Source organism: Bacillus sp. 95MFCvi2.1 (assembly GCF_000374965.1).
Classification (GTDB): Bacteria; Bacillota; Bacilli; order Bacillales; family Bacillaceae_G; genus Bacillus_A; species Bacillus_A pseudomycoides.
In genome coordinates, this window is the sequence record NZ_KB895702.1 from 117311 (window position 1) to 136526 (window position 19216).

Sequence of the window (19216 nt, forward strand, 5' to 3'; positions counted from 1 at the left end):
TGTAGAAGCATACAGCTAAAGGTATGCTTCTACATTATAACAACCCCATATTTCCATGCATCATGCATTATCGTTATATACACAATTAATATAAAAACTGTTCCAAACAATGTTATCCTGCGATAGATTCCATCTTCCCCTTCTCTCGCTTCAACAAAGGACCAAATAAAACCAACGAAAAGTAATAAATCAATATAGGGAATATACAGATTAAACATAAATGAAACATACAAATAAATAATAAATAAGCAATTCGTTAACAAAAAGATTTTAAATGCAAATTGGCTATTCCCTTTTCTCATAACACGCCCGCCCCCAATCTGTACTGTATTATATTCACAAGAACAGAATAGTTGCGATTGGACCAACTAATTACACTTTGCTATATAAATCGCGGCTATGAAAACAAACAGAGACCTCCACTCATTTCCTCTCTTTGTTTTAACATGGCATGGGGCCAAAAAAGGCTCTGACCGCTTCTATCCACGGACGGATCCTCTCTCTCATCCAAAAAGAAAGGTCTTTCGCTTTTTATTTATATAACAAATAAGCTATCGCCTATTTACGATAGCTTTACTGTACATTATATTTCCTCTTATATATATTACTTAAAATGGAATAAGGCACTTGCTCATAACGAATTTTCCCGCCTGTTTCATCCATAATATACAAATTATTACCTATATAATAACTTCCATTTTTCCCTCGAGAATAAACAGCATATGGTTCATTCGGCAATACTGTTTTTACTTTCGTAAATTGGCCATTTGGTTCTTGCCAATATATATTCATACGATCCACAAGTGTTAACATTCCAATTTGTTCTTCTTCTATTATACGTCCATTCCAACTTGTAACACGATATCCAAGCTTATGCGCTGCATATTCTGGAGATGTATAAAACTGAGAAATAATTACTTTTGTCCGTAACGATACTCGGTCATACAGCCATTGTATATCTCGATCATGCATACGAATGCAACCGTTTGATTCTCTTCTTCCAATTGTCCCTTCTCGATTTGTACCATGAATTGCATATTCTTTCTCATTTAAACCAAGCCATCTTGTTCCAAGTGGATTATTCGGTGCACCACCCGGAATATTTTTACGGTGATATTCTTTATTTTTATATTTATTAATGATACAAAATATGCCTTCAGGAGTTGGCGTTTGACGCTTTCCAGTTGTAACAGGAAACGTTCTTACATAGTTGCCATTTTCAAAAAAAGATAATTGATTCGTTGTAAGGTTAATTAATATCAGATGATCTGTATCCGCAAAAGTGCTAATTGGTAGACAGAAAAAGAGTATTACAACTAAACATACTTTTTTCATTCATATCCCCCCAAGCATCCCCCTTTAAAATTGACCATAATATATGAGGGTACAATTAGCTTTTACTATGAATTCTATTCTTATGAATGAAAGTACAAAGCTTCTTCAGATTTAACTTATCCATTCACAATTACACCACCATTTACGTGAATGATTTGTCCGGAAACATATGTGGAATCGCCTGAAGCTAAATATACATAAGCAGGTGCTAATTCATACGGCTGCCCTGGTCTTTTCATCGGTACATTACTTCCAAATTCCGATACCTTCTTCTTATCAAAACTCGCTGGAATAAGCGGTGTCCAAATCGGGCCTGGCGCAACACCATTTACACGAATTCCTTTTTGAACTAGTGATTTTGCAAGTGAACGTGTAAAAGCAACAATCGCTCCTTTTGTTGCAGAATAATCAATGAGTTGCTCGTTTCCTTCATACGCAACGATCGAAGCTGTATTTATGATTGTATCTCCCTGCTTTAAATGTGAAAGCGCAGCTTTTGTAACATGAAAATAAGAAAAAATGTTAATGCGAAATGTTTTTTCAAGTTGCTGCGCTGTAATGTATTCTAAACTTTGCTGTGGATATTGCTGTGCGACATTATTCACAACAATATTCAGCCCCCCTAGCTTCGAAGCCGCTTCCTTTACAATATGCTGGCAATGTTGTTCACTACTTAAGTCACCAGGAAGTAATATACACTTGACTCCTTGTTTTTCAACAAGTCTTTTTGTCTCATTTGCATCTTCAAGTTCCTCTAAATAAGCAATAGCAATATGCGCTCCCTCTTTTGCAAACGCAATAGATACCGCCCTTCCAATTCCACTATCCCCTCCTGTAATAAGCACGTTTTTCCCTTTTAGTTTTTCACTGCCGCGATAATTAGGATCTTCGTACTCTGGGAGAGGATTCATCATCGCTTCAATCCCCGGTTGTTTATTTTGATGTTGTGGTGGTAATGTTAAAAACCTTTTTTGCTCAGGCATACACATTTCAGCTCCTTCTCATTTCTCTTTCTTATGATGTACACATTTATAAAAAGTACTTATACATGAAAAGCCGAAACATAGGGGCTGTTCTGTGATTAATATTCGAAATTAAGACATAAAATAGAAATTGTTATAAACTTTTTGTACGAAACTCTTGCAATAGAACTAAAAAACGAATATTATATATAACTGTTGTGACAATTATTCGTAAACAGAAAGGATGTTTATATGTTTAACCTTTCAAAACATAAAACTTCTATTAAAACTGAAATTATGGCAGGTATAATTACCTTCTTAACAATGGCATATATCATTGTCGTAAACCCTGTCATCCTTGGGGATGCAGGTGTTCCATTTGAACAAGCATTTACAGCGACAATTATTGCCGCTGTTGTTGGAACATTATTTATGGCAATCTTTACAAATTTACCAATTGCAATCGCGCCGGGTATGGGACTTAACGCTTATTTCTCTTACTCTGTTGTAAAAGCGCATGAAGGAATGACATTCGCAATTGCATTCTCTGCTGTATTTGTGGCAGGTATGATTTTAATGTTGTTATCATTAACTTCTTTCCGTACAAAATTAATGGAAGCAATTCCTGAAAACTTAAAACACGCAATTACTGCTGGTATTGGCTTATTTATCGCCTTTATCGGTTTACGTATGACGGGCATCGTAACAAAACATCCATCTAACTTAGTTGGACTTGGAGATCTTCATTCGCCTCCAGTACTACTAGCGTTAGCTGGACTTGGGATCACACTTATTCTTATGTCCTTAAATGTAAACGGCGCATTATTCTTCGGAATGTTATTAACAGGAATTATCGCTTATTTCACAGGTCAGTTAACATTCCCAAACGGCATTACATCTATGCCTGGATTACCAGAAGGAATTATTGTTTCAAATCCAATTACTGCTGTTTCTGATGTAATTAACTACGGTTTATACGGCGTTGTATTCTCCCTCTTCCTTGTTACATTATTCGATACAACTGGTACATTACTTGGTGTCGCACAGCAAGGTGGACTTATGAAAGATGGTAAACTTCCAAAATCGGGACGAGCTCTTCTATCTGATTCTTTCTCAGCAACAATCGGGGCTATGTTCGGAACAACACCATCAACAGCATATATTGAATCATCTGCGGGTGTTGCAGCTGGTGGACGTACTGGTTTAACAACAATTACAGTAGCTGCATTGTTTGCCGTCGCTGCATTCTTTGGTCCTCTAGTAGGTGCTGTTTCTGGTGTTTCAGCAATTACATCTCCATCATTAATTATTGTTGGTAGCTTAATGATGGGCGCTGTACGTCACATTGATTGGGATACATTCGACGAAGCATTCCCAGCATTCTTAGTAATCTTAAGCATGCCCCTTACATCAAGCATCGCAACAGGTATTGCACTTGGATTCATTTCATATCCACTTATGAAAATGGCAAAAGGACAATTCCGTGCTGTTCATCCACTTGTATATGTATTTGGTATTTTGTTTGCTTATCAATTAGTTTTCTTACCGCACTAATAAAAAAGCCTTTGCTCACAAATTCTGTGAGCAAAGGCTTTTTCTAATATTCCTTATTCATTTGCAATTCTTTACTATACTTTTGAATCAAAAATGAAGAAATAAACATTGCCGTATATCCCATACGTCTAAGTCCCTTATATACATTTTCCATATGTATCATTCCTCTATACACTTTTACCCAAATTACACCACAATTAGCTCTAAATAGATTTTATATTCAGTCTATTCTAAGAACAAAAACCCCTTAAAGAGGTTTTTCCATCCATTACCTTTGTAAAAACGCCTGTAAATCCGCAAATTGTCTTGCTGCATCTTTATAGCCTTGTTCATATAATTTTTGCAGCTTTTGTGGATCTTTTTCCATTCGATCCACTTGAAGTGGTACTTCTGGACGAATGACAAATAGATTTCCAGCTAACTCTTCTTTTTCAATATAATGAAGTGTCTCATTGTATACTTCATAACGAGAAAGCATCGTATTGACAAGATTAGGATATTTTTTATAAGCTTTTGCTGCAATCCATCCAAATTTTGATTTTTTCTTCGCATATCCATGGTTTCTCGTTAAAATAACAACCGATTTCTCATAACCATCTTGCTGTGCTTTACGAACTGGGATTGGATCCGAAATTCCACCATCCAATAATTGTTTACCACGGTAATTTACAACTGGTGCGATAAATGGCAATGAGCTAGAAGCTTGTAATAAAGTCAATGCATCTTCATTTGTTCCTTCTTTTTCAAAATACATTGGTTCACCAGTTTCACAATCTGTCGTTCCTACTAGAAAACGCTCTGCACTATTAAAATATGTGTCAAAATCAAATGGCACGTGCTGTTCTGGAATCTCACGAAAAATAAAGTCCATATCAAATAACTGACGTTTTTTCCATAAATTTTTGTAAGATAAATACCTCGGATGTGTTGCATAATCAATATTTACTGTTTTATTTCGATTTCTTTGTCTTGAAATATATGACGCCGCATGGCACGCTCCCGCTGAAACACCAATAACATATGGAAAATATAAATCCTGTTCCATAAAGTATTCTAGTATTCCACCCGTATATACACCGCGCATACCGCCGCCTTCTAATACTAAACCCGTATTTTCAAGCATTGTTTTCTCTCCTCTTTATATACATGACTCTTTAATTATTCATCTTGTTAAATATCTCTTTCTATTATATAAGAGTCTTCACGAAAACCATATTCAGAAGGCTTGGTGCGAACGAAAAAGTATTCTTCTACTTCTCTAAATGAGCTCCTACATCCTTTACAAACCTTTGAATCAATGATAATTCCTCTTCTGTATACTGATTTAAAAGTAACAACCACTTCTCTTCAGCTTGTTGATGCAATTTCTCATGCGCCATATAAATTTCATTTCCGTTGTCTGTTAAACGAAAAAATATTTCCTTTTGATTATCTAACATTTTCATCTTTTCAACAAATTGTTTATTAAACAATTTTGTACAAATTTTAGAAATTGCTCCCTTTGTCATTCCCATCTCTTCAGTAATAGCTGTTACATTCATTAATCCTTTTTTTCCTATGCATTGGATCACATGTAATTCTGATAAAGACATACCACTTACCCCTGTCTCACGAAGAAAACGCTCATCATTTCCTTTCATATGCTCTTCTTGTTTATGAAAAAGTGTACGAATATCCGAAAGTATTTCTATTTGCCTTACAGTACGGTCCAAGTCGAATCCCCTCCATGATACTTCATAAGTTTCCACAGAAACAATTTAATTATATACCATTTCAAAATAAAAATTAAATTCATTTTTATCTTTACAAGTAAGAAAATAATGTTAAAATTATTTTAGTTTCCAAGGAAACTAAAATAAGGAGGTTTTCTGATGAATCACTCATTATCTTCATCAAAATTAAAATCTATTTTGTATATCGTTTGTATTAGCGCTCTATTAGGTTCCTTTGCTCAAAACATTTACACGCCCCTCTTACCAATGATTCAGGATTCTTTTCACACCTCTCTTTATCTTGTGAATTTAACTGTCTCTATTTTTACTTTTGTTCTTGCAATTATGCAGCTTGTTTATGGACCATTAATTGATACAAAAGGACGCAAATATATTCTTCTTCCCAGTCTATTCATAGGTACAATCGGTGCAATTGGTTGTGCTTTTACAACAAACATTTATTTATTTCTTATTTTCAGAGCAATTCAAGCATCAGGGATAGCTGCGATACCTGTTGTAGCGGCTACTATTATTGGGGACTTATTCGAAGGAAAAGAACGAGGGAAAGCCATGAGTCTTTATCAAATGCTACTTTCCATTGCTCCTGCTGTAGGCCCTCTCATAGGCGGCTATCTTGGAAATATAAATGGTCACGTATCTATTTTTCTATTCTTATCTACGATTGGCATAGCCCTATTAATTGTAAATATTGCATGGCTACCAGAAACAAAACCGGTTATTCCTAAAAAAGCTACAACAACTACTAATTATTGGAGTATCTTAAAACACAGAACTGGTTCTGCTATTGCGATCATTGGATTTATGCAGTTCTGCATTTATTTTTGTTTTCTTGTTTTTTTACCAGCAATATTAGCCAATTTAGTTCATTTCAACACAAGTAAAATTGGGCTTATGTTTGTACCAATGTCTCTATGTATTATGCTAGGAAGTTATTGCTACAAGTTTTTACAAACATTACTTACAACAAAACAAGCTTTACTTCTCACCAGTTTTCTCAATATCACATGCGTTATTCTATTTGCTTTCACATATCATATAAATATCCCAATCCTTATCATTGCAACATCCCTATACGGTTTTAGCATGGGACTATCAATTCCAACCCATACAACTCTACTAACAGAAGAATTTGTAAGCGAACGAGCAACTGCCATTGGTATCTACAACTTTATCCGTTATATCGGAATGGGTACAGGACCAATCGTAGGCAGTTTTCTACTCTTTAATCAAAATTACTTTTGGATTTTCTTTGTAGAGGCAATTGTTTTTCTGATTGTGGTCTTATATTCTATGAAAAAGCTAACTTCTCATCCTGTAAGAAAAGCTAGAATTCAAAAAGCTAAATAAACATTTATGTATATTACAAACAAAAAAGAGAATGTCCGAAAACAGCTATTTTACTGCATTTGGACATTCCTTTTTTATACTCTCTGATCCGCCACAATATGAATATCAATATGCTTCGTCTGCCTCATAATTTCATTTACAATTGATCCTTTTCGAATTTCTTCCCATCTTGTTCTTGCTGATTGACCAAGTAAAATTTGGGTGACCTGTAATCGTTTTGCCACTTCAATAATGACATCAGCTGGCTTTCTTCCTTTCGCTTCTTCCAATACGAAAGTAGCATGAAATTGATTCGTTAACGCTTGCCACTCCTCAATTGTTTGCCTTTTGCTTGCCGATAATGATTCTATATTTTCTCTTTCAACATTTAATACATACAATTCAGCGTTTAATCGATCTGCCATACGCCAACCACGCCGTATTAATTTCTCTGCTGTTGAACTATATTGCACACAAACGAGAATTTTTTCTTTTACACCTATTGGTTCTGTCACTGACTGACTAATCTTCTCGTCCATATCGTCAGCAACTTCACGAAGTGATAACTCTCGTAAAGCTCCTAAATTATTAACCGTAAAAAAATTTTGTAAGCTTTGCTGAATTTTTTCTTCTTTATATATCTTTCCATCTGTCAATCGTTTCCTCAAAACTTCAGGGGTTACATCAACAAGTTGAATTTCATTTGCTTTTTGTAAAATAAAATCAGGAATACGCTCTCGTACTTTTACATTCGTGATTTGTTCCACAATATCATGAACGCTTTCTAAGTGTTGAATATTAAATGCTGATAATACTGATATCCCAGCGTCCAATAATTCTTCTACATCCATATAACGTTTTTTATGTTTTAATCCAGGTATATTACTATGTGCCAATTCATCCACAACAACTACTTGCGGTGCTCGCTTTATAATCCCCTCTACATCGAGCTCATAAAATACTTTTCCTTTATAGTTTATTTCTTTTAACGGTATTCTTTCTAAATCAGCAATTGCTTCTTCTGTTTCTTTTCTTCCATGCGTTTCAATTAAACCTATTACAATATCAATATTCTCTTTTTTCATTTCTTGCGCATCAAACAACATTTTATAACTTTTCCCTACTCCTGGAGCAGCACCTACATACAGCTTTAATTTCCCACGATTTTGCTGGCGTATATATTCTAAATATTCTTCCGGCGTTCGTCTTTGAAACGTCGGTTTATAGTCATCTGCATACATTACACGCACTCCTTCCCAGTAAACAACGCTACCTCAATCGATTGGATTGAGGTAGCAACAGTACTATTTCATTATTTTTTGTAATTCTAAATTTAATTTCAAAACGTTCACACGATCCTCTCCAAATAATCCTAATGTAGCACCTTCTGTTTGAGACTTAATCATTTGATTTAGTTTTTCTTTCGGGATATTCGTTAATTTTGAAATACGATCAACTTGTACGTAAGCTGCCTTTGGACTAATATCAGGATCTAATCCAGAACCTGAATTCGTCACTAAATCCATCGGTACTTCCGTAACTGAAACAGTCGGATTTTTATCCTTCCAATCCGCTACACTTTCTTCTACACGTTTTACTAAATCAGGATTAGATGGTGCATAGTTATTTGATCCTGACGCTTCTGCTTTATATTCTATACTAGAGACGCGTCCATGAAAATAACGTGGGTCTTTAAAGTTTTGGCCGATTAACTTTGAGCCAATTACTTCATTTTTTTCATTATATATAAGACTTCCATCCGCATTATCCTTCATCACTGCTTGCGCAATTCCAGTTACAAGCAGCGGGTATAAAAGCCCACAAAGAACAAGAAATGTAAAGGTAACACGAATGACCGGTGAAAGTATATTTTGTTTTTTAGCCATTTTCTTTTCCCCTCTTCCTTATATGAACAATCCTACAATTAGATCAATTACCTTAATCCCAATGAAAGGAACAATGACTCCTCCAAGTCCGTAAATTAATAGGTTTCGACCAAGCAATGCATTGGAACTCATCGGTTTATACGCAATCCCCTTCATTGCTAATGGAATGAGTAATGGAATGATAATCGCATTAAATATTAATGCTGATAAAATAGCTGAAAGTGGCGAAGTTAATTTCATTATGTTCAGTGCTTCCATTTGCGGAATTGCTAATGTAAACATGGCTGGAATAATCGCAAAATATTTTGCTATATCATTCGCGATACTGAACGTTGTTAACGCACCACGCGTCATTAACAGCTGTTTACCAATACCTACAACCTCAATAATTTTTGTTGGATTGGAATCTAGATCAATCATATTAGCTGCTTCTTTCGCAGCTGTTGTTCCACTATTCATCGCTAACCCAACATCCGCTTGTGCTAATGCTGGTGCGTCATTCGTACCATCACCAGTCATTGCCACAAGTTTTCCTTTATCTTGTTCTGCTTTAATAACTGCAATTTTATCTTCTGGCTTACATTCTGCAACAAATTCATCTACACCTGCTTCTTTCGCAATTGTTGCTGCTGTTAATGGGTTATCCCCTGTACACATGACCGTTTTGATTCCCATTTGGCGAAGTTGTTCAAAACGTTCACGCATACCAGGTTTTACAGTATCCTTTAAATAGATTAAGCCATAAATACGATCATCCACTGCAACTACAAGTGGTGTCCCACCTTCTTTTGAAATTAAATCTGCCTTTTGATTCACATCTTTTGGAATCGTACCACCTTGCGCGTGTACCCACTCAATAACAGCACCAACTGCACCTTTTCTTACTTTTGTACCATCAAGTAAGTCTACACCACTCATTCTTGTTTCTGCTTTAAACGGAACAAACTCTCCTTGCTCAGCAAGCTCACTGTTACATGATAAAGCTTTTGATTTTACATATTCAATTACAGAACGACCTTCTGGTGTTTCATCTAAAACTGATCCTAATGCAGCCCATTTTGCTAATTGTTCAATTGTTTCGTTTCCTACAGGAAGTAATGTATGTGCCATCCGGTTTCCAAAAGTAATAGTACCCGTTTTATCTAAAATAATTGTATTAATATCACCCGCAGCCTCTACAGCTTTACCTGACATTGCTAATACATTAAATTTCGTAACACGGTCCATTCCTGCAATCCCAATCGCGGATAATAATCCTCCAATTGTTGTTGGAATTAAACAAACAAGAAGTGCAACAAGTACGGCTGTATCAATCTTAAACCCTAAATAATTTGTAAAAATCGGTAGTGTTACAACTACAATTAAGAAAATAAGAGTTAAACTTGTCAGTACTGTATTCAGAGCAATCTCATTTGGTGTTTTTTGACGGGCAGCCCCTTCTACTAAAGAGATCATTTTATCTATAAATGACTCACCTGGATTGCTTGTAATCGAAATTGTAATCTCATCACTAACAACCATTGTACCGCCTGTTACCGAACAAAAATCACCACCTGCTTCTTTAATAACAGGAGCAGATTCACCTGTAATTGCTGATTCATCCACCGATGCCAAACCTTTAATGACTTCACCATCACTTGGAATCATTTCCCCTTGCTTTACAATTACAATGTCACCTTTTCTCAGCTCAGTCGCTGAAACTTGAACGATTTTCCCATTCTCTTTTATGACATTTGCAAATACATCTTTCTTCGATTGTTTCAAAGAATCTGCTTGCGCTTTCCCACGCCCTTCAGCTAATGCTTCTGCAAAATTCGCAAATAACACTGTAAATAATAGAATGAGAGAAACTGTTATATTAAACCAACCTGGTATACTACTAGATATATTAGGAAGAAACGATAAAATAAAAGTGATAATAAATCCAATTTCTACTACGAACATAATTGGATTTTTCACCATTACTTTTGGATTCAGTTTTGCAACTGATTGTTTCATCGCATGTGTAACAATATCACGATCCATTGTTTTCGCTTGTCTAACTTCACTTTCTACAGCATGTATTGACGATGGAATCGATTGATTTGCTTGTTTTTCTTTTACCACTACTGGTTTCATCATTTACCCTCCATTACTTCAATGTAAGAAATTCTGCAATTGGTCCTAGCACTAACATTGGGAAGAACGTTAATGCACCAACAATTACAATTGTTCCAATGAAAATGCCCCCAAATAAACTATTATCTGTGCGGAATGTTCCTACTGTTTCTGGCACTACCGTCTTCTCTTTCAATGAAGCTGCAACAGCTAACATCGTAATTAAACTGAAATAACGTCCTAAAAACATTACTAAACCAGTTGTAATATTCCAAAATGGTGTATTATCTCCTAGTCCCTCAAATCCAGATCCATTGTTGGCAGCAGAAGATGTATACTCATATACAACTTGCGTTAAACCATGAAAACCTGAATGAGAAATCGCATCCGTCCCTAAATGAGTTGAAAGGGCCAATGCTGAAAATCCTAAAATAAGCAATGGATGAAATAATATTGTTACCGCAATTAATTTCATTTCTTTTCCTTCAATTTTCTTACCTAAAAATTCTGGTGTCCGTCCAACCATTAATCCAGATATAAAGACTGCAATAATTGCGTACATAATGATATTGACAAAACCTGCTCCAACACCGCCAAACACTGTATTTAACATCATGTTTACAAGTGGTACCAATCCACCAATTGGTGTTAACGTATCATGCATTGTATCAACTGCACCTGTTTCGGCTGCTGTTGTTACTGTCGCATACAGTGAAGAAAAGACTGTTCCAAATCGTACTTCTTTTCCTTCTGTACTGCCTTGCACATGTTCCATACCCATTTGATTTAATACTGGATTCCCATGTAATTCAGATGAAACAATCGTTACAAACCCAATTAAAAATACCATAAATAGGGAAACAAAAAGGATACGCCCTTGTTTCTTATTGCCAACCATTCGTCCATACGTAAACGGTAAAGCTGTTGGCAGTAACATCATGAGCATCATTTGTAAGATGTTACTGATTTGTCCTGGATTCTCAAATGGATGTGTGGAGTTTGCTCCGAAGAATCCGCCACCATTGTTACCAAGTTCCTTAATTGAAACAAATGAAGCTACAGGACCACGTAAAATACTTTGTTTCACACCTTCAATTGTTTGTGCTGTAACTGCTCCGTCTAAAGTTTGCGGTACACCAAGCGCAACAAAAATCAGTGCTGCAACAAATGCAATGGGAAGAAAGACCCTTGTTAAAGCTCGAGTAAAATCAACGAAAAAGTTCCCCAGTTCCTTGCCTGCTAATCCTCTTATAAAAGCCATAACAAGTGCTAATGTCGTTGCCGGTGCAGCAAACATTAAAAATGTGATCCCAATTAATTGTGATAAATAAGATAATCCGTTTTCGCCGCTATAATGCTGTAAGTTTGTATCCGCCATAAAGCTGATTGCTGTATTAAAAGCAAGCGTTGGCTCCATCCCTTCAATATGAGCCGGATTTAATGGAAGCACGCCTTGTAAGCGAAAGATGAAGTATACAACAACGATCATGAAACCATTGAGTGCAACTAACGATAAAGCGTATTGTTTCCAACTCTGGTTATACGCTTTAACACCTGCAATTTTGAAAATAATCTTTTCAAAAGGCCCAAATACTTTTTCTAATCTGCTATTTCCTTGAAAGGCTTTCTCTAAATAAATACCCGTTGGCTTTGCGACAAGAATGAATAACAACATTGTGATTACAACTGCGACCCAAATCATAATAAATGCTTCCCCCTAGTTAAAACTTTTCTGGATTTAATAACGCATAAACTAAATACACCGTAATTGCTGCAACAATAACCGATAAGGCAATCATCATGATTGCTTCCCTTCTTTCACAACTTTATCTGACCAGCTCGCTAGCCCTATCATAGATGCTACCAATACAACACAGATTCCGATCATCACAACATCAAGCATTATAATCCCTCACTTCAAAATGTTAAATTTTACCATATACCCATCAAAAAAAGAACACTGAGGCTCTACTCAGTGTTCAAAAATGAACAACACAAAAGTAAACCTCCTCTCCAAACGCTTACGAGGTTAGCTGTCGGATTCGGGCCTAAAGAGTAGCCCTACTTTCGTAATGAAAGATTCACCCCAAGTGACAATGCACAAAATTGGTTCCCCCGCTCCATTTCTGGACTCAGCGATATCAGGTTGTTTTTGGAAATATTTATGAACAATTTATGAATGTAAATATACTCCTCTATATTTAACTTGTAAAGAGTAAAATTACCCAAAATAAGAAAGTATTTCATCATTTAAACGCTTACATTGATTAAGATTAATATTTTATCATCTGTTTCCTTGTCTTTTCTTTCTTTTTCATCAAAATCGATTTTTAATATGAAATAAAAAAAGAGAATGAATTTGAGTACCGTTTTAATAGTACCTTGAATTCATTCCCTTTTTGCATTATAAAAATGAACGCAAGTTTCTCCCACGAATGTAGACTCGTGTTAGTTCCACATGCAACATTTCATACGCAATAATATCCGTTTCTAAATACAAATTCTCTTCTGATGGCAATATCATATATGGTTTTGGAAACATAGAATCCATTGCTAATTCTTGAACTCGCTCTACTGATACTGCCCAACGATGCGCTATATCCTCGCGTAATAACACCTTCATCATCACTTCCCCCGCCCTATTCAAAAAATAAAAAAGAAATGTTATCACAATTTGTAAACACTACAAATGTAGCTCCAATTGTTTGATAGAGCCTTACTGGATATCTTTTATTTCTTGTGACAACTGTAATAGGTGCTTGAAAAGAAAATCGAATACGCTCGGTAAAAAAGCTAACTGTTGGAAGCTCATCTCCTAGCAGGATTACTTTTTTAATCCTCTTGCAAATATTAGTTAAATTCTGCTCACCATTGCAACAATAAGTTGATTCAAATCCACATGCTCGCACTTCAGCCGCTACATGTTCAGTTGCGGTAAAAATAATCATATCTTGTTGAAAAGGTACTAATTCTCGTAAACTGTTTACTTTTTCCTCTTCCCCTACACAAATGAGCGTTACCTCTTTTTCCCCATCCATGTACATCATCCTCCTTAGCATAAAAGAATTCAAATATAGATTGATATTCTCCTATACTAGTCAGACCGATGAAGTGATGTATCCATCCATGCACCATCCTCTCTCAAGACGCTTACGAAGTTAGCTGTCGGATTCGGACTTTGAGAGTAGCCCTACTTTCATCATGAAAGATTCACCCCTAGTGACCATGCACAATTTGGTTCCTCCGCTCCAAATGAATCAGACTCAGCGTTACAAAAAACAGATTCTGGCTGATATAATACTCCTAAATATGGAAAAAGTAAACAATAAAAAAAGCCAGTTATAAAACTGACTTCCCCATCAAAACTTGAATATTTATGCACGTGTTTCTTGACGTTTGCCCCGCATTAACAGGCAGTAAGATCCCCAAAAATGTAGCGAAAGCAAAAGCTACTAGATGGAGAATCAACTGCCTGTAGAAGCCCGATTGGTGAAGGCTAATAATCAGTGGGGGATGAAGCTCTCCACTGATTAAAGTTTCATTTTATATGCAAAATGGTTCGTTGGCCCATGACCACTTCCAATATTCAATTGCTGTTCAATTGCTATGCTAATAAACTTTTTCGCTTCTCGAACCGCTTCTTCGATTGGATACCCATTTGCAAGTCCTGCCGTTACAGCAGATGCAAATGTACAACCGCTACCATGCGTTTGTTTTGAATCAATTCTTTCACTTCTATACTCAATAAATTGTTCACCATCAAATAAGAAATCAATAACTTCATTTCCTTGATAATCCGCATGTCCACCTTTCATAAGAACGTACTTGGCTCCTAATCTATGCAACTCTTTTGCAGCTTCTTTACTATCTTGGATGTTATGAATCTCCATCCCTGTTAATACTTCTGCTTCCGGTACATTCGGAGTCACAACTGTTGCAATTGGCAATAAATGTTCTTTCAATGCTTGCACTGCTTCTTGCTGTAATAACGATGCACCACCTTTTGCAATCATAACAGGATCTAGTACAATATTATTCCAGCCAAACTTTTTAATATTTTCTGCAACGACCTTAATAATTTCACTACTAAATAGCATGCCAAGCTTAACAGCATCTGGTGTTAAATCAGCACCAATTGAATTTAATTGCTCCTGAACCCCTTCAAGTGTAACAGGATATACTCCTTGCACACCAAGTGTGTTTTGAGCTGTAATAGCTGTAATAGCTGTCATTCCATATACACCAAGCTCTTGAAATGTTTTTAAATCTGCTTGAATACCTGCACCACCGCCGCTATCTGATCCAGCAATTGTTAAAGCTTTATTCACTTTCATCTCACTCATCCTTTTCTATCCAAAATAGCGATGATAAATCGTTTTTGCTTCCACTATATCTTTTGTTCCATGCACAAGTACGCGTCCATCTTGAAAGGCAACTAGTCGCTTTCCTTCAACTGAAAATGATAATAAATAGGGATTTACCATTAAATCTGCTACGCGATCGCGCAGCAGCTCTTTATATCGTTTAAAATCTAATTGTTCTTTATAAGGAGGTCTAATTTGAACTGTATTTCTTCCACATAAAACTGCAGTTTTCGATGTATTCTCTTTACTTAAATATGGGTAGAGTGCTTCCCCACCACATGATGGACAATTCGGCTTTCGAAGCTTTTGCACATTCATACATGAATATTCGTTTTTCCATACATCAAACGACACAAGTCCATCACGAAGTGCTTCATAATCCTCTACTAAAATTTTAATCGTTTCCGTTACTTGATGAGAAACAACGAGAGATACAGCAGGTGAAATAATACCTGCTGTATCACATGTTGCTCCGCCAAGCGGAATAGATTGTAATAAACAAGATAAACATGGCGTTTTTCCTGGTAAAATCGTATAAGAAAGGCCGTAACTTCCTACACACGCCCCATAAACCCACGGAATTGAATGTTTTTGTGATATATCATTAACGATAAAACGTGTTTCAAAATTATCAGTCGCATCAATCATTACATCGACATTTGTAACAAGCTCTTCTAATTCCTCTGCTGTCACATCTTGAACATATGCTTCTACAATTACATTGCTATTAATCGCTTGCAAACGTCTTTGTGCTGCTACAGCCTTCGGAAGATTACTTTCTACATCCTCCTCACAATATAGCTGCTGACGTTGTAAATTGCTCCAATCAATATAATCGCGATCCACAATCGTCACATGGCCGACGCCAGCTCTTACAAGCATCTCCGCATTCGCGCTACCAAGTGCCCCAGCACCAATGATTAACACATGCTTTTCGCCTATTTTTTGCTGCCCTTTTTCACCAATTGGAGAAAATAACTCTTGGCGAGAATATCGATTATTCAACTACGCTCATTCCTTCTAACGGGCTACTTGCTGTCGCGCAACGCTTACGTGCAATACGTCCTGCTTCAAATCCTAAACGTCCTGCATGAATACCTAATTTCATTGCTTCTGCCATTTTAATAGGATCCTTCGCTCCAGATACAGCTGTATTTAATAGCACACCATCCGCTCCTAATTCCATCGCAAATGCTGCATCAGCTGGGCTACCAACACCTGCATCCACAATTACCGGTACTTTTGCTTGTTCAATAATAAAGCTTAAGTTTAATGGATTTACAATTCCAAGTCCTGAGCCAATTGGTGATGCACCAGGCATAATCGCATGAACACCAAGTTCCTGTAATTTACGTGCTAATACAACATCATCAGATGTATAAGGAAGAACAATAAATCCTTCTTCTAACAACATTTCAGAGGCTTTTAAAGTCTCCACTGGATCAGGTAATAACGTTCTGTCATCACCAATAACCTCTACTTTTACCATGTCACAAAGCCCTGAAGCTTTTGCTAATTTCGCAATACGAACTGCTTCTTCAGCATTTTTTGCCCCTGCTGTATTTGGGAGTAATGTATATTTTTTTACATCAATTTTTTCTAATAAATTGGGTTGGTCTGCATCAAATATATCCATACGACGTACTGCAAATGTTAAAATTTCTGCCTCTGATACTTCAATTGCTTTTCTTTGTACATCAAAATCAGAAAATTTCCCTGTTCCTAATAAAAGTCTAGAATGAAATGTAAATGGTCCAATGTTCAACATAATCAACCGCCTCCTACGAAAGTTACAATCTCAATTTGGTCTCCATCAAAAACAGATATATCTCGATGGTCTTCTTTTTGCAAAATATCTTGGTTACGTTCCACCACAACAATTTTTGTATCCAATCCTAAATGTGTAAGCAATTCTGCTACTGTCTTAACACTCCCAGGTACCTCTACTTGCTTACCATTAATTTTCAAATTCAAACTTCCATCCCCTTTCTATATAAACCTTTCTTGTTAGGTGGGAGAGAGCATCCGACCATGCATAGAAGCGGTCTGATCCTTTTCCTGCCCCATGCCAAGTAAAAACAAAGAAAAAAAACGAGTGTAGTTCAGCTTTTATTCTTTGTCACATTGACTTACATGTTAAAAAATCAAAATACATTTATATAAAGTGAAACTTTAATCAACATGTGTTCTCTTTATCCCCCATCAATCAGGCGTTTACTGCCAGTTCATGCAGGATAAATTGATTTAGAAACCAATGAATCTAGCAAATAATTCCCTTGCTTTCCTTCTATTAAATCTGCCATATATTGACCAGAAACGGGACTTAATAAAATACCGTTTCTGTAATGACCGGTACAAGCATATAATCCTTTTATTTCCTCGTGTGCCCCCATATAAGGAACCTCGTGATTAGATTGCGGGCGTAATCCCGCCCACGTACTTTCCCATTCAGCTTCTTTCAAAGCCGGCAAGATTGTATAAGCACGTTCTAATATCGAAGTAATACTTTCTGGTTGTACAGACTTAGTAAACGTGTGAGGCTTCATCGTTGCTCCAATTACATAGCGTCCACCACGTTTTGGCGCGATATAAAACCGCTCTTGGAAAATAGGAGATTGCAGCAATGGTTTACAGCTCTTTACGGCAACAACTTCTCCTTTTACAGGATATGTACCCCAATCACTATGAAAATGATGAAGTAGTTTTGTACTCCACGAACCACCAGCAATTACTACCTTTTCACATGTAATCATACCTTCATTCGTAACAATTCCTACTACTCGGTTGTCTTCTATTTTGATATCAAATACTTCTGTTTGTTCATATATATCAGCACCAGAAATGGCCGCAGAGTGTGCAAATGCCTTTGTAAGTTCCGGTGCAATAACATGACCATCTTTTGGATAATATACAGCTCCAATGATCGATGAAGAGAGGAATGGCTCTTTTTCATAAAGCTCATCTCCTGTCAGAAAATATGATTCTTCACCTGTTTTCTGTTGCCAGTCCATAATATCTAGTATTCTTGTCTTCTCATCTTCATTTTGGGCTATACGATATATACCTTTTTCTTCATATCCAATATCAATACCCGTTTTTTCACGTAAAGCTGCTGCAAGTTGTGGAAATATTGCACGGCTTTTTCTAGCAAGCTCAAATAGTGGATCGTACGCATCCCACTCCGCCTGTACACCAAGTAAACCTGCCGCTGCTTTAGAAGCTTCAGACGCAATCCTTTGTTTCTCAACAATTGCAACTTGGTATCCTCTTTCCGCTAGAAAATGTGCAACTGAACTCCCAATCACACCGCCGCCAATAATGGCTACATCATACTTCTTACTCATGATTTTTCGCCCACTTTCTTATTGTCTCCTTGTACAACCTTGCCTGCTTATACGGATTACTATCACTTACAATCCCAGACATAACAGCAATACCACTCACGCCAGCTCTAAGAACCTCTCCTATATTTTTAGGTGTTATCCCTCCAATAGCTGTAATCGGTATCGTTAATCGCCTTGCTATATCTGAAATCTCTTCCAACCCTCTTGCCGGAACATCTTTCTTACAACTCGTTGGAAATACATGACCATAAACAAGTGAATCTGCTCCATTTTTGAACGCTACTATCGCTTCTTCTAAAGAATGCACAGAATAACCAACATGCAAATAAGAAAACTTTTCCTTTACAGACCTGACATCAGCACTTCGATACCCCAATTGTACGCGAGAAATATTTAATAGAATTGCAATATCGATTCGATCATTAATCACAAGCTTAGATGCCGGAAAGCCTCCTTTTAGGAGACCTTCCACACCTTCATATAACTCTTTCGTACTTTTCTCTCGCTCACGAATATGCAAATAATCAATCTCACTCTCAATTTGCATCGCTACATTCGCTAACTCTTCGAATGCCATCTGGCCATTTGAGATAACGTGGAGCTCATCTTTCATAT

At 36.5% G+C, this 19216-nt stretch carries 21 protein-coding genes and 2 riboswitches; of the genes, 2 read left to right on the forward strand and 19 right to left on the reverse strand.

The window, feature by feature from the left end:
• Nucleotides 1–29: 29 nt before the first annotated feature.
• From C568_RS0118215 to C568_RS0118225, 3 genes are all read right to left on the reverse strand, one after another.
• Nucleotides 30–302, reverse strand: a complete 273-nt coding sequence (locus tag C568_RS0118215; RefSeq protein WP_003195348.1) for a hypothetical protein — start codon at nt 300–302, stop codon at nt 30–32.
• A gap of 271 nt (nt 303–573) precedes the next feature.
• Complete coding sequence (locus C568_RS0118220) at nt 574–1335, reverse strand: L,D-transpeptidase (RefSeq protein WP_018782371.1); 762 nt, start codon at nt 1333–1335, stop codon at nt 574–576.
• Between the two features lie 116 nt (nt 1336–1451).
• Nucleotides 1452–2318 carry an SDR family oxidoreductase gene (locus C568_RS0118225; RefSeq protein WP_018782372.1) on the reverse strand — a complete coding sequence of 289 codons (867 nt, stop codon included), beginning with the start codon at nt 2316–2318 and terminating at the stop codon, nt 1452–1454.
• Between the two features lie 231 nt (nt 2319–2549).
• Here C568_RS0118225 and C568_RS0118230 point away from each other — a divergent pair, with 231 nt between their 5' ends.
• On the forward strand, nt 2550–3851 hold the full coding sequence (locus C568_RS0118230) for an NCS2 family permease (RefSeq protein WP_006093602.1): 1302 nt from the start codon (nt 2550–2552) through the stop codon (nt 3849–3851).
• A 268-nt stretch (nt 3852–4119) separates the two neighbouring features.
• Here the strand turns inward: C568_RS0118230 and C568_RS0118240 are convergent, their stop codons facing one another.
• Complete coding sequence (locus tag C568_RS0118240) at nt 4120–4974, reverse strand: patatin-like phospholipase family protein (RefSeq protein ID WP_018782373.1); 855 nt, start codon at nt 4972–4974, stop codon at nt 4120–4122.
• A 127-nt stretch (nt 4975–5101) separates the two neighbouring features.
• Nucleotides 5102–5563: a MarR family transcriptional regulator gene (locus C568_RS0118245; RefSeq protein WP_018782374.1), complete on the reverse strand. Its 462-nt coding sequence runs from the start codon at nt 5561–5563 to the stop codon at nt 5102–5104.
• Nucleotides 5564–5722: 159 nt separating this feature from the next.
• On the opposite strand from C568_RS0118245, the gene C568_RS0118250 reads away from it, so the two are divergent.
• A complete protein-coding gene (locus tag C568_RS0118250; protein WP_018782375.1) occupies nt 5723–6931 on the forward strand; it encodes an MFS transporter in 1209 nt (402 codons plus the stop codon).
• A gap of 74 nt (nt 6932–7005) precedes the next feature.
• Here the strand turns inward: C568_RS0118250 and kdpDN are convergent, their stop codons facing one another.
• The 14 genes from kdpDN to tenI all read right to left on the reverse strand — a co-directional run bounded on the left by kdpDN (nt 7006) and on the right by tenI (nt 19214).
• Complete coding sequence (gene kdpDN / locus C568_RS0118255) at nt 7006–8151, reverse strand: KdpD-like non-kinase potassium sensor (protein ID WP_003195332.1); 1146 nt, start codon at nt 8149–8151, stop codon at nt 7006–7008.
• A gap of 63 nt (nt 8152–8214) precedes the next feature.
• Nucleotides 8215–8796 (reverse strand): K(+)-transporting ATPase subunit C, encoded by a 582-nt coding sequence (gene kdpC / locus C568_RS0118260; RefSeq protein ID WP_003195330.1) that lies wholly within the window; start codon nt 8794–8796, stop codon nt 8215–8217.
• Between the two features lie 18 nt (nt 8797–8814).
• Complete coding sequence (kdpB, locus tag C568_RS0118265) at nt 8815–10914, reverse strand: potassium-transporting ATPase subunit KdpB (protein ID WP_018782376.1); 2100 nt, start codon at nt 10912–10914, stop codon at nt 8815–8817.
• A gap of 13 nt (nt 10915–10927) precedes the next feature.
• Nucleotides 10928–12595 (reverse strand): potassium-transporting ATPase subunit KdpA, encoded by a 1668-nt coding sequence (kdpA, locus tag C568_RS0118270; protein WP_003195325.1) that lies wholly within the window; start codon nt 12593–12595, stop codon nt 10928–10930.
• Nucleotides 12596–12614: 19 nt separating this feature from the next.
• Nucleotides 12615–12695: a K(+)-transporting ATPase subunit F gene (gene kdpF, locus C568_RS31000; RefSeq protein WP_000972378.1), complete on the reverse strand. Its 81-nt coding sequence runs from the start codon at nt 12693–12695 to the stop codon at nt 12615–12617.
• A complete protein-coding gene (locus tag C568_RS0118280) occupies nt 12692–12796 on the reverse strand; it encodes a hypothetical protein (RefSeq protein ID WP_016113183.1) in 105 nt (34 codons plus the stop codon). Before C568_RS0118280 ends, kdpF begins: the two co-directional genes overlap by 4 nt.
• A 101-nt stretch (nt 12797–12897) precedes the next feature.
• Nucleotides 12898–13041: riboswitch (cyclic di-AMP (ydaO/yuaA leader) on the reverse strand.
• A gap of 256 nt (nt 13042–13297) precedes the next feature.
• The gene (locus C568_RS0118285) at nt 13298–13519 is read right to left on the reverse strand and encodes a hypothetical protein (protein WP_080740164.1); all 222 of its coding nucleotides are present in this window, start codon (nt 13517–13519) and stop codon (nt 13298–13300) included.
• Nucleotides 13520–13532: 13 nt separating this feature from the next.
• The gene (locus C568_RS0118290) at nt 13533–13931 is read right to left on the reverse strand and encodes a hypothetical protein (protein WP_003195320.1); all 399 of its coding nucleotides are present in this window, start codon (nt 13929–13931) and stop codon (nt 13533–13535) included.
• Nucleotides 13932–14024: 93 nt separating this feature from the next.
• Nucleotides 14025–14172: riboswitch (cyclic di-AMP (ydaO/yuaA leader) on the reverse strand.
• A 251-nt stretch (nt 14173–14423) separates the two neighbouring features.
• Nucleotides 14424–15236: a bifunctional hydroxymethylpyrimidine kinase/phosphomethylpyrimidine kinase gene (thiD, locus tag C568_RS0118295; protein ID WP_081623635.1), complete on the reverse strand. Its 813-nt coding sequence runs from the start codon at nt 15234–15236 to the stop codon at nt 14424–14426.
• 6 nt (nt 15237–15242) lie between these two features.
• Nucleotides 15243–16262 carry a thiazole biosynthesis adenylyltransferase ThiF gene (locus tag C568_RS0118300; RefSeq protein WP_018782379.1) on the reverse strand — a complete coding sequence of 340 codons (1020 nt, stop codon included), beginning with the start codon at nt 16260–16262 and terminating at the stop codon, nt 15243–15245.
• On the reverse strand, nt 16255–17025 hold the full coding sequence (gene thiG, locus C568_RS0118305) for a thiazole synthase (RefSeq protein ID WP_003195314.1): 771 nt from the start codon (nt 17023–17025) through the stop codon (nt 16255–16257). The genes C568_RS0118300 and thiG overlap by 8 nt, the downstream gene beginning before the upstream one ends.
• A 2-nt stretch (nt 17026–17027) precedes the next feature.
• Nucleotides 17028–17231: a sulfur carrier protein ThiS gene (gene thiS, locus C568_RS0118310; RefSeq protein ID WP_006093590.1), complete on the reverse strand. Its 204-nt coding sequence runs from the start codon at nt 17229–17231 to the stop codon at nt 17028–17030.
• Nucleotides 17232–17482: 251 nt separating this feature from the next.
• Nucleotides 17483–18601 (reverse strand): glycine oxidase ThiO, encoded by a 1119-nt coding sequence (gene thiO / locus C568_RS0118315; protein ID WP_018782380.1) that lies wholly within the window; start codon nt 18599–18601, stop codon nt 17483–17485.
• On the reverse strand, nt 18594–19214 hold the full coding sequence (gene tenI, locus C568_RS0118320) for a thiazole tautomerase TenI (protein ID WP_018782381.1): 621 nt from the start codon (nt 19212–19214) through the stop codon (nt 18594–18596). Before tenI ends, thiO begins: the two co-directional genes overlap by 8 nt.
• Between the last annotated feature and the right edge of the window lie 2 nt (nt 19215–19216).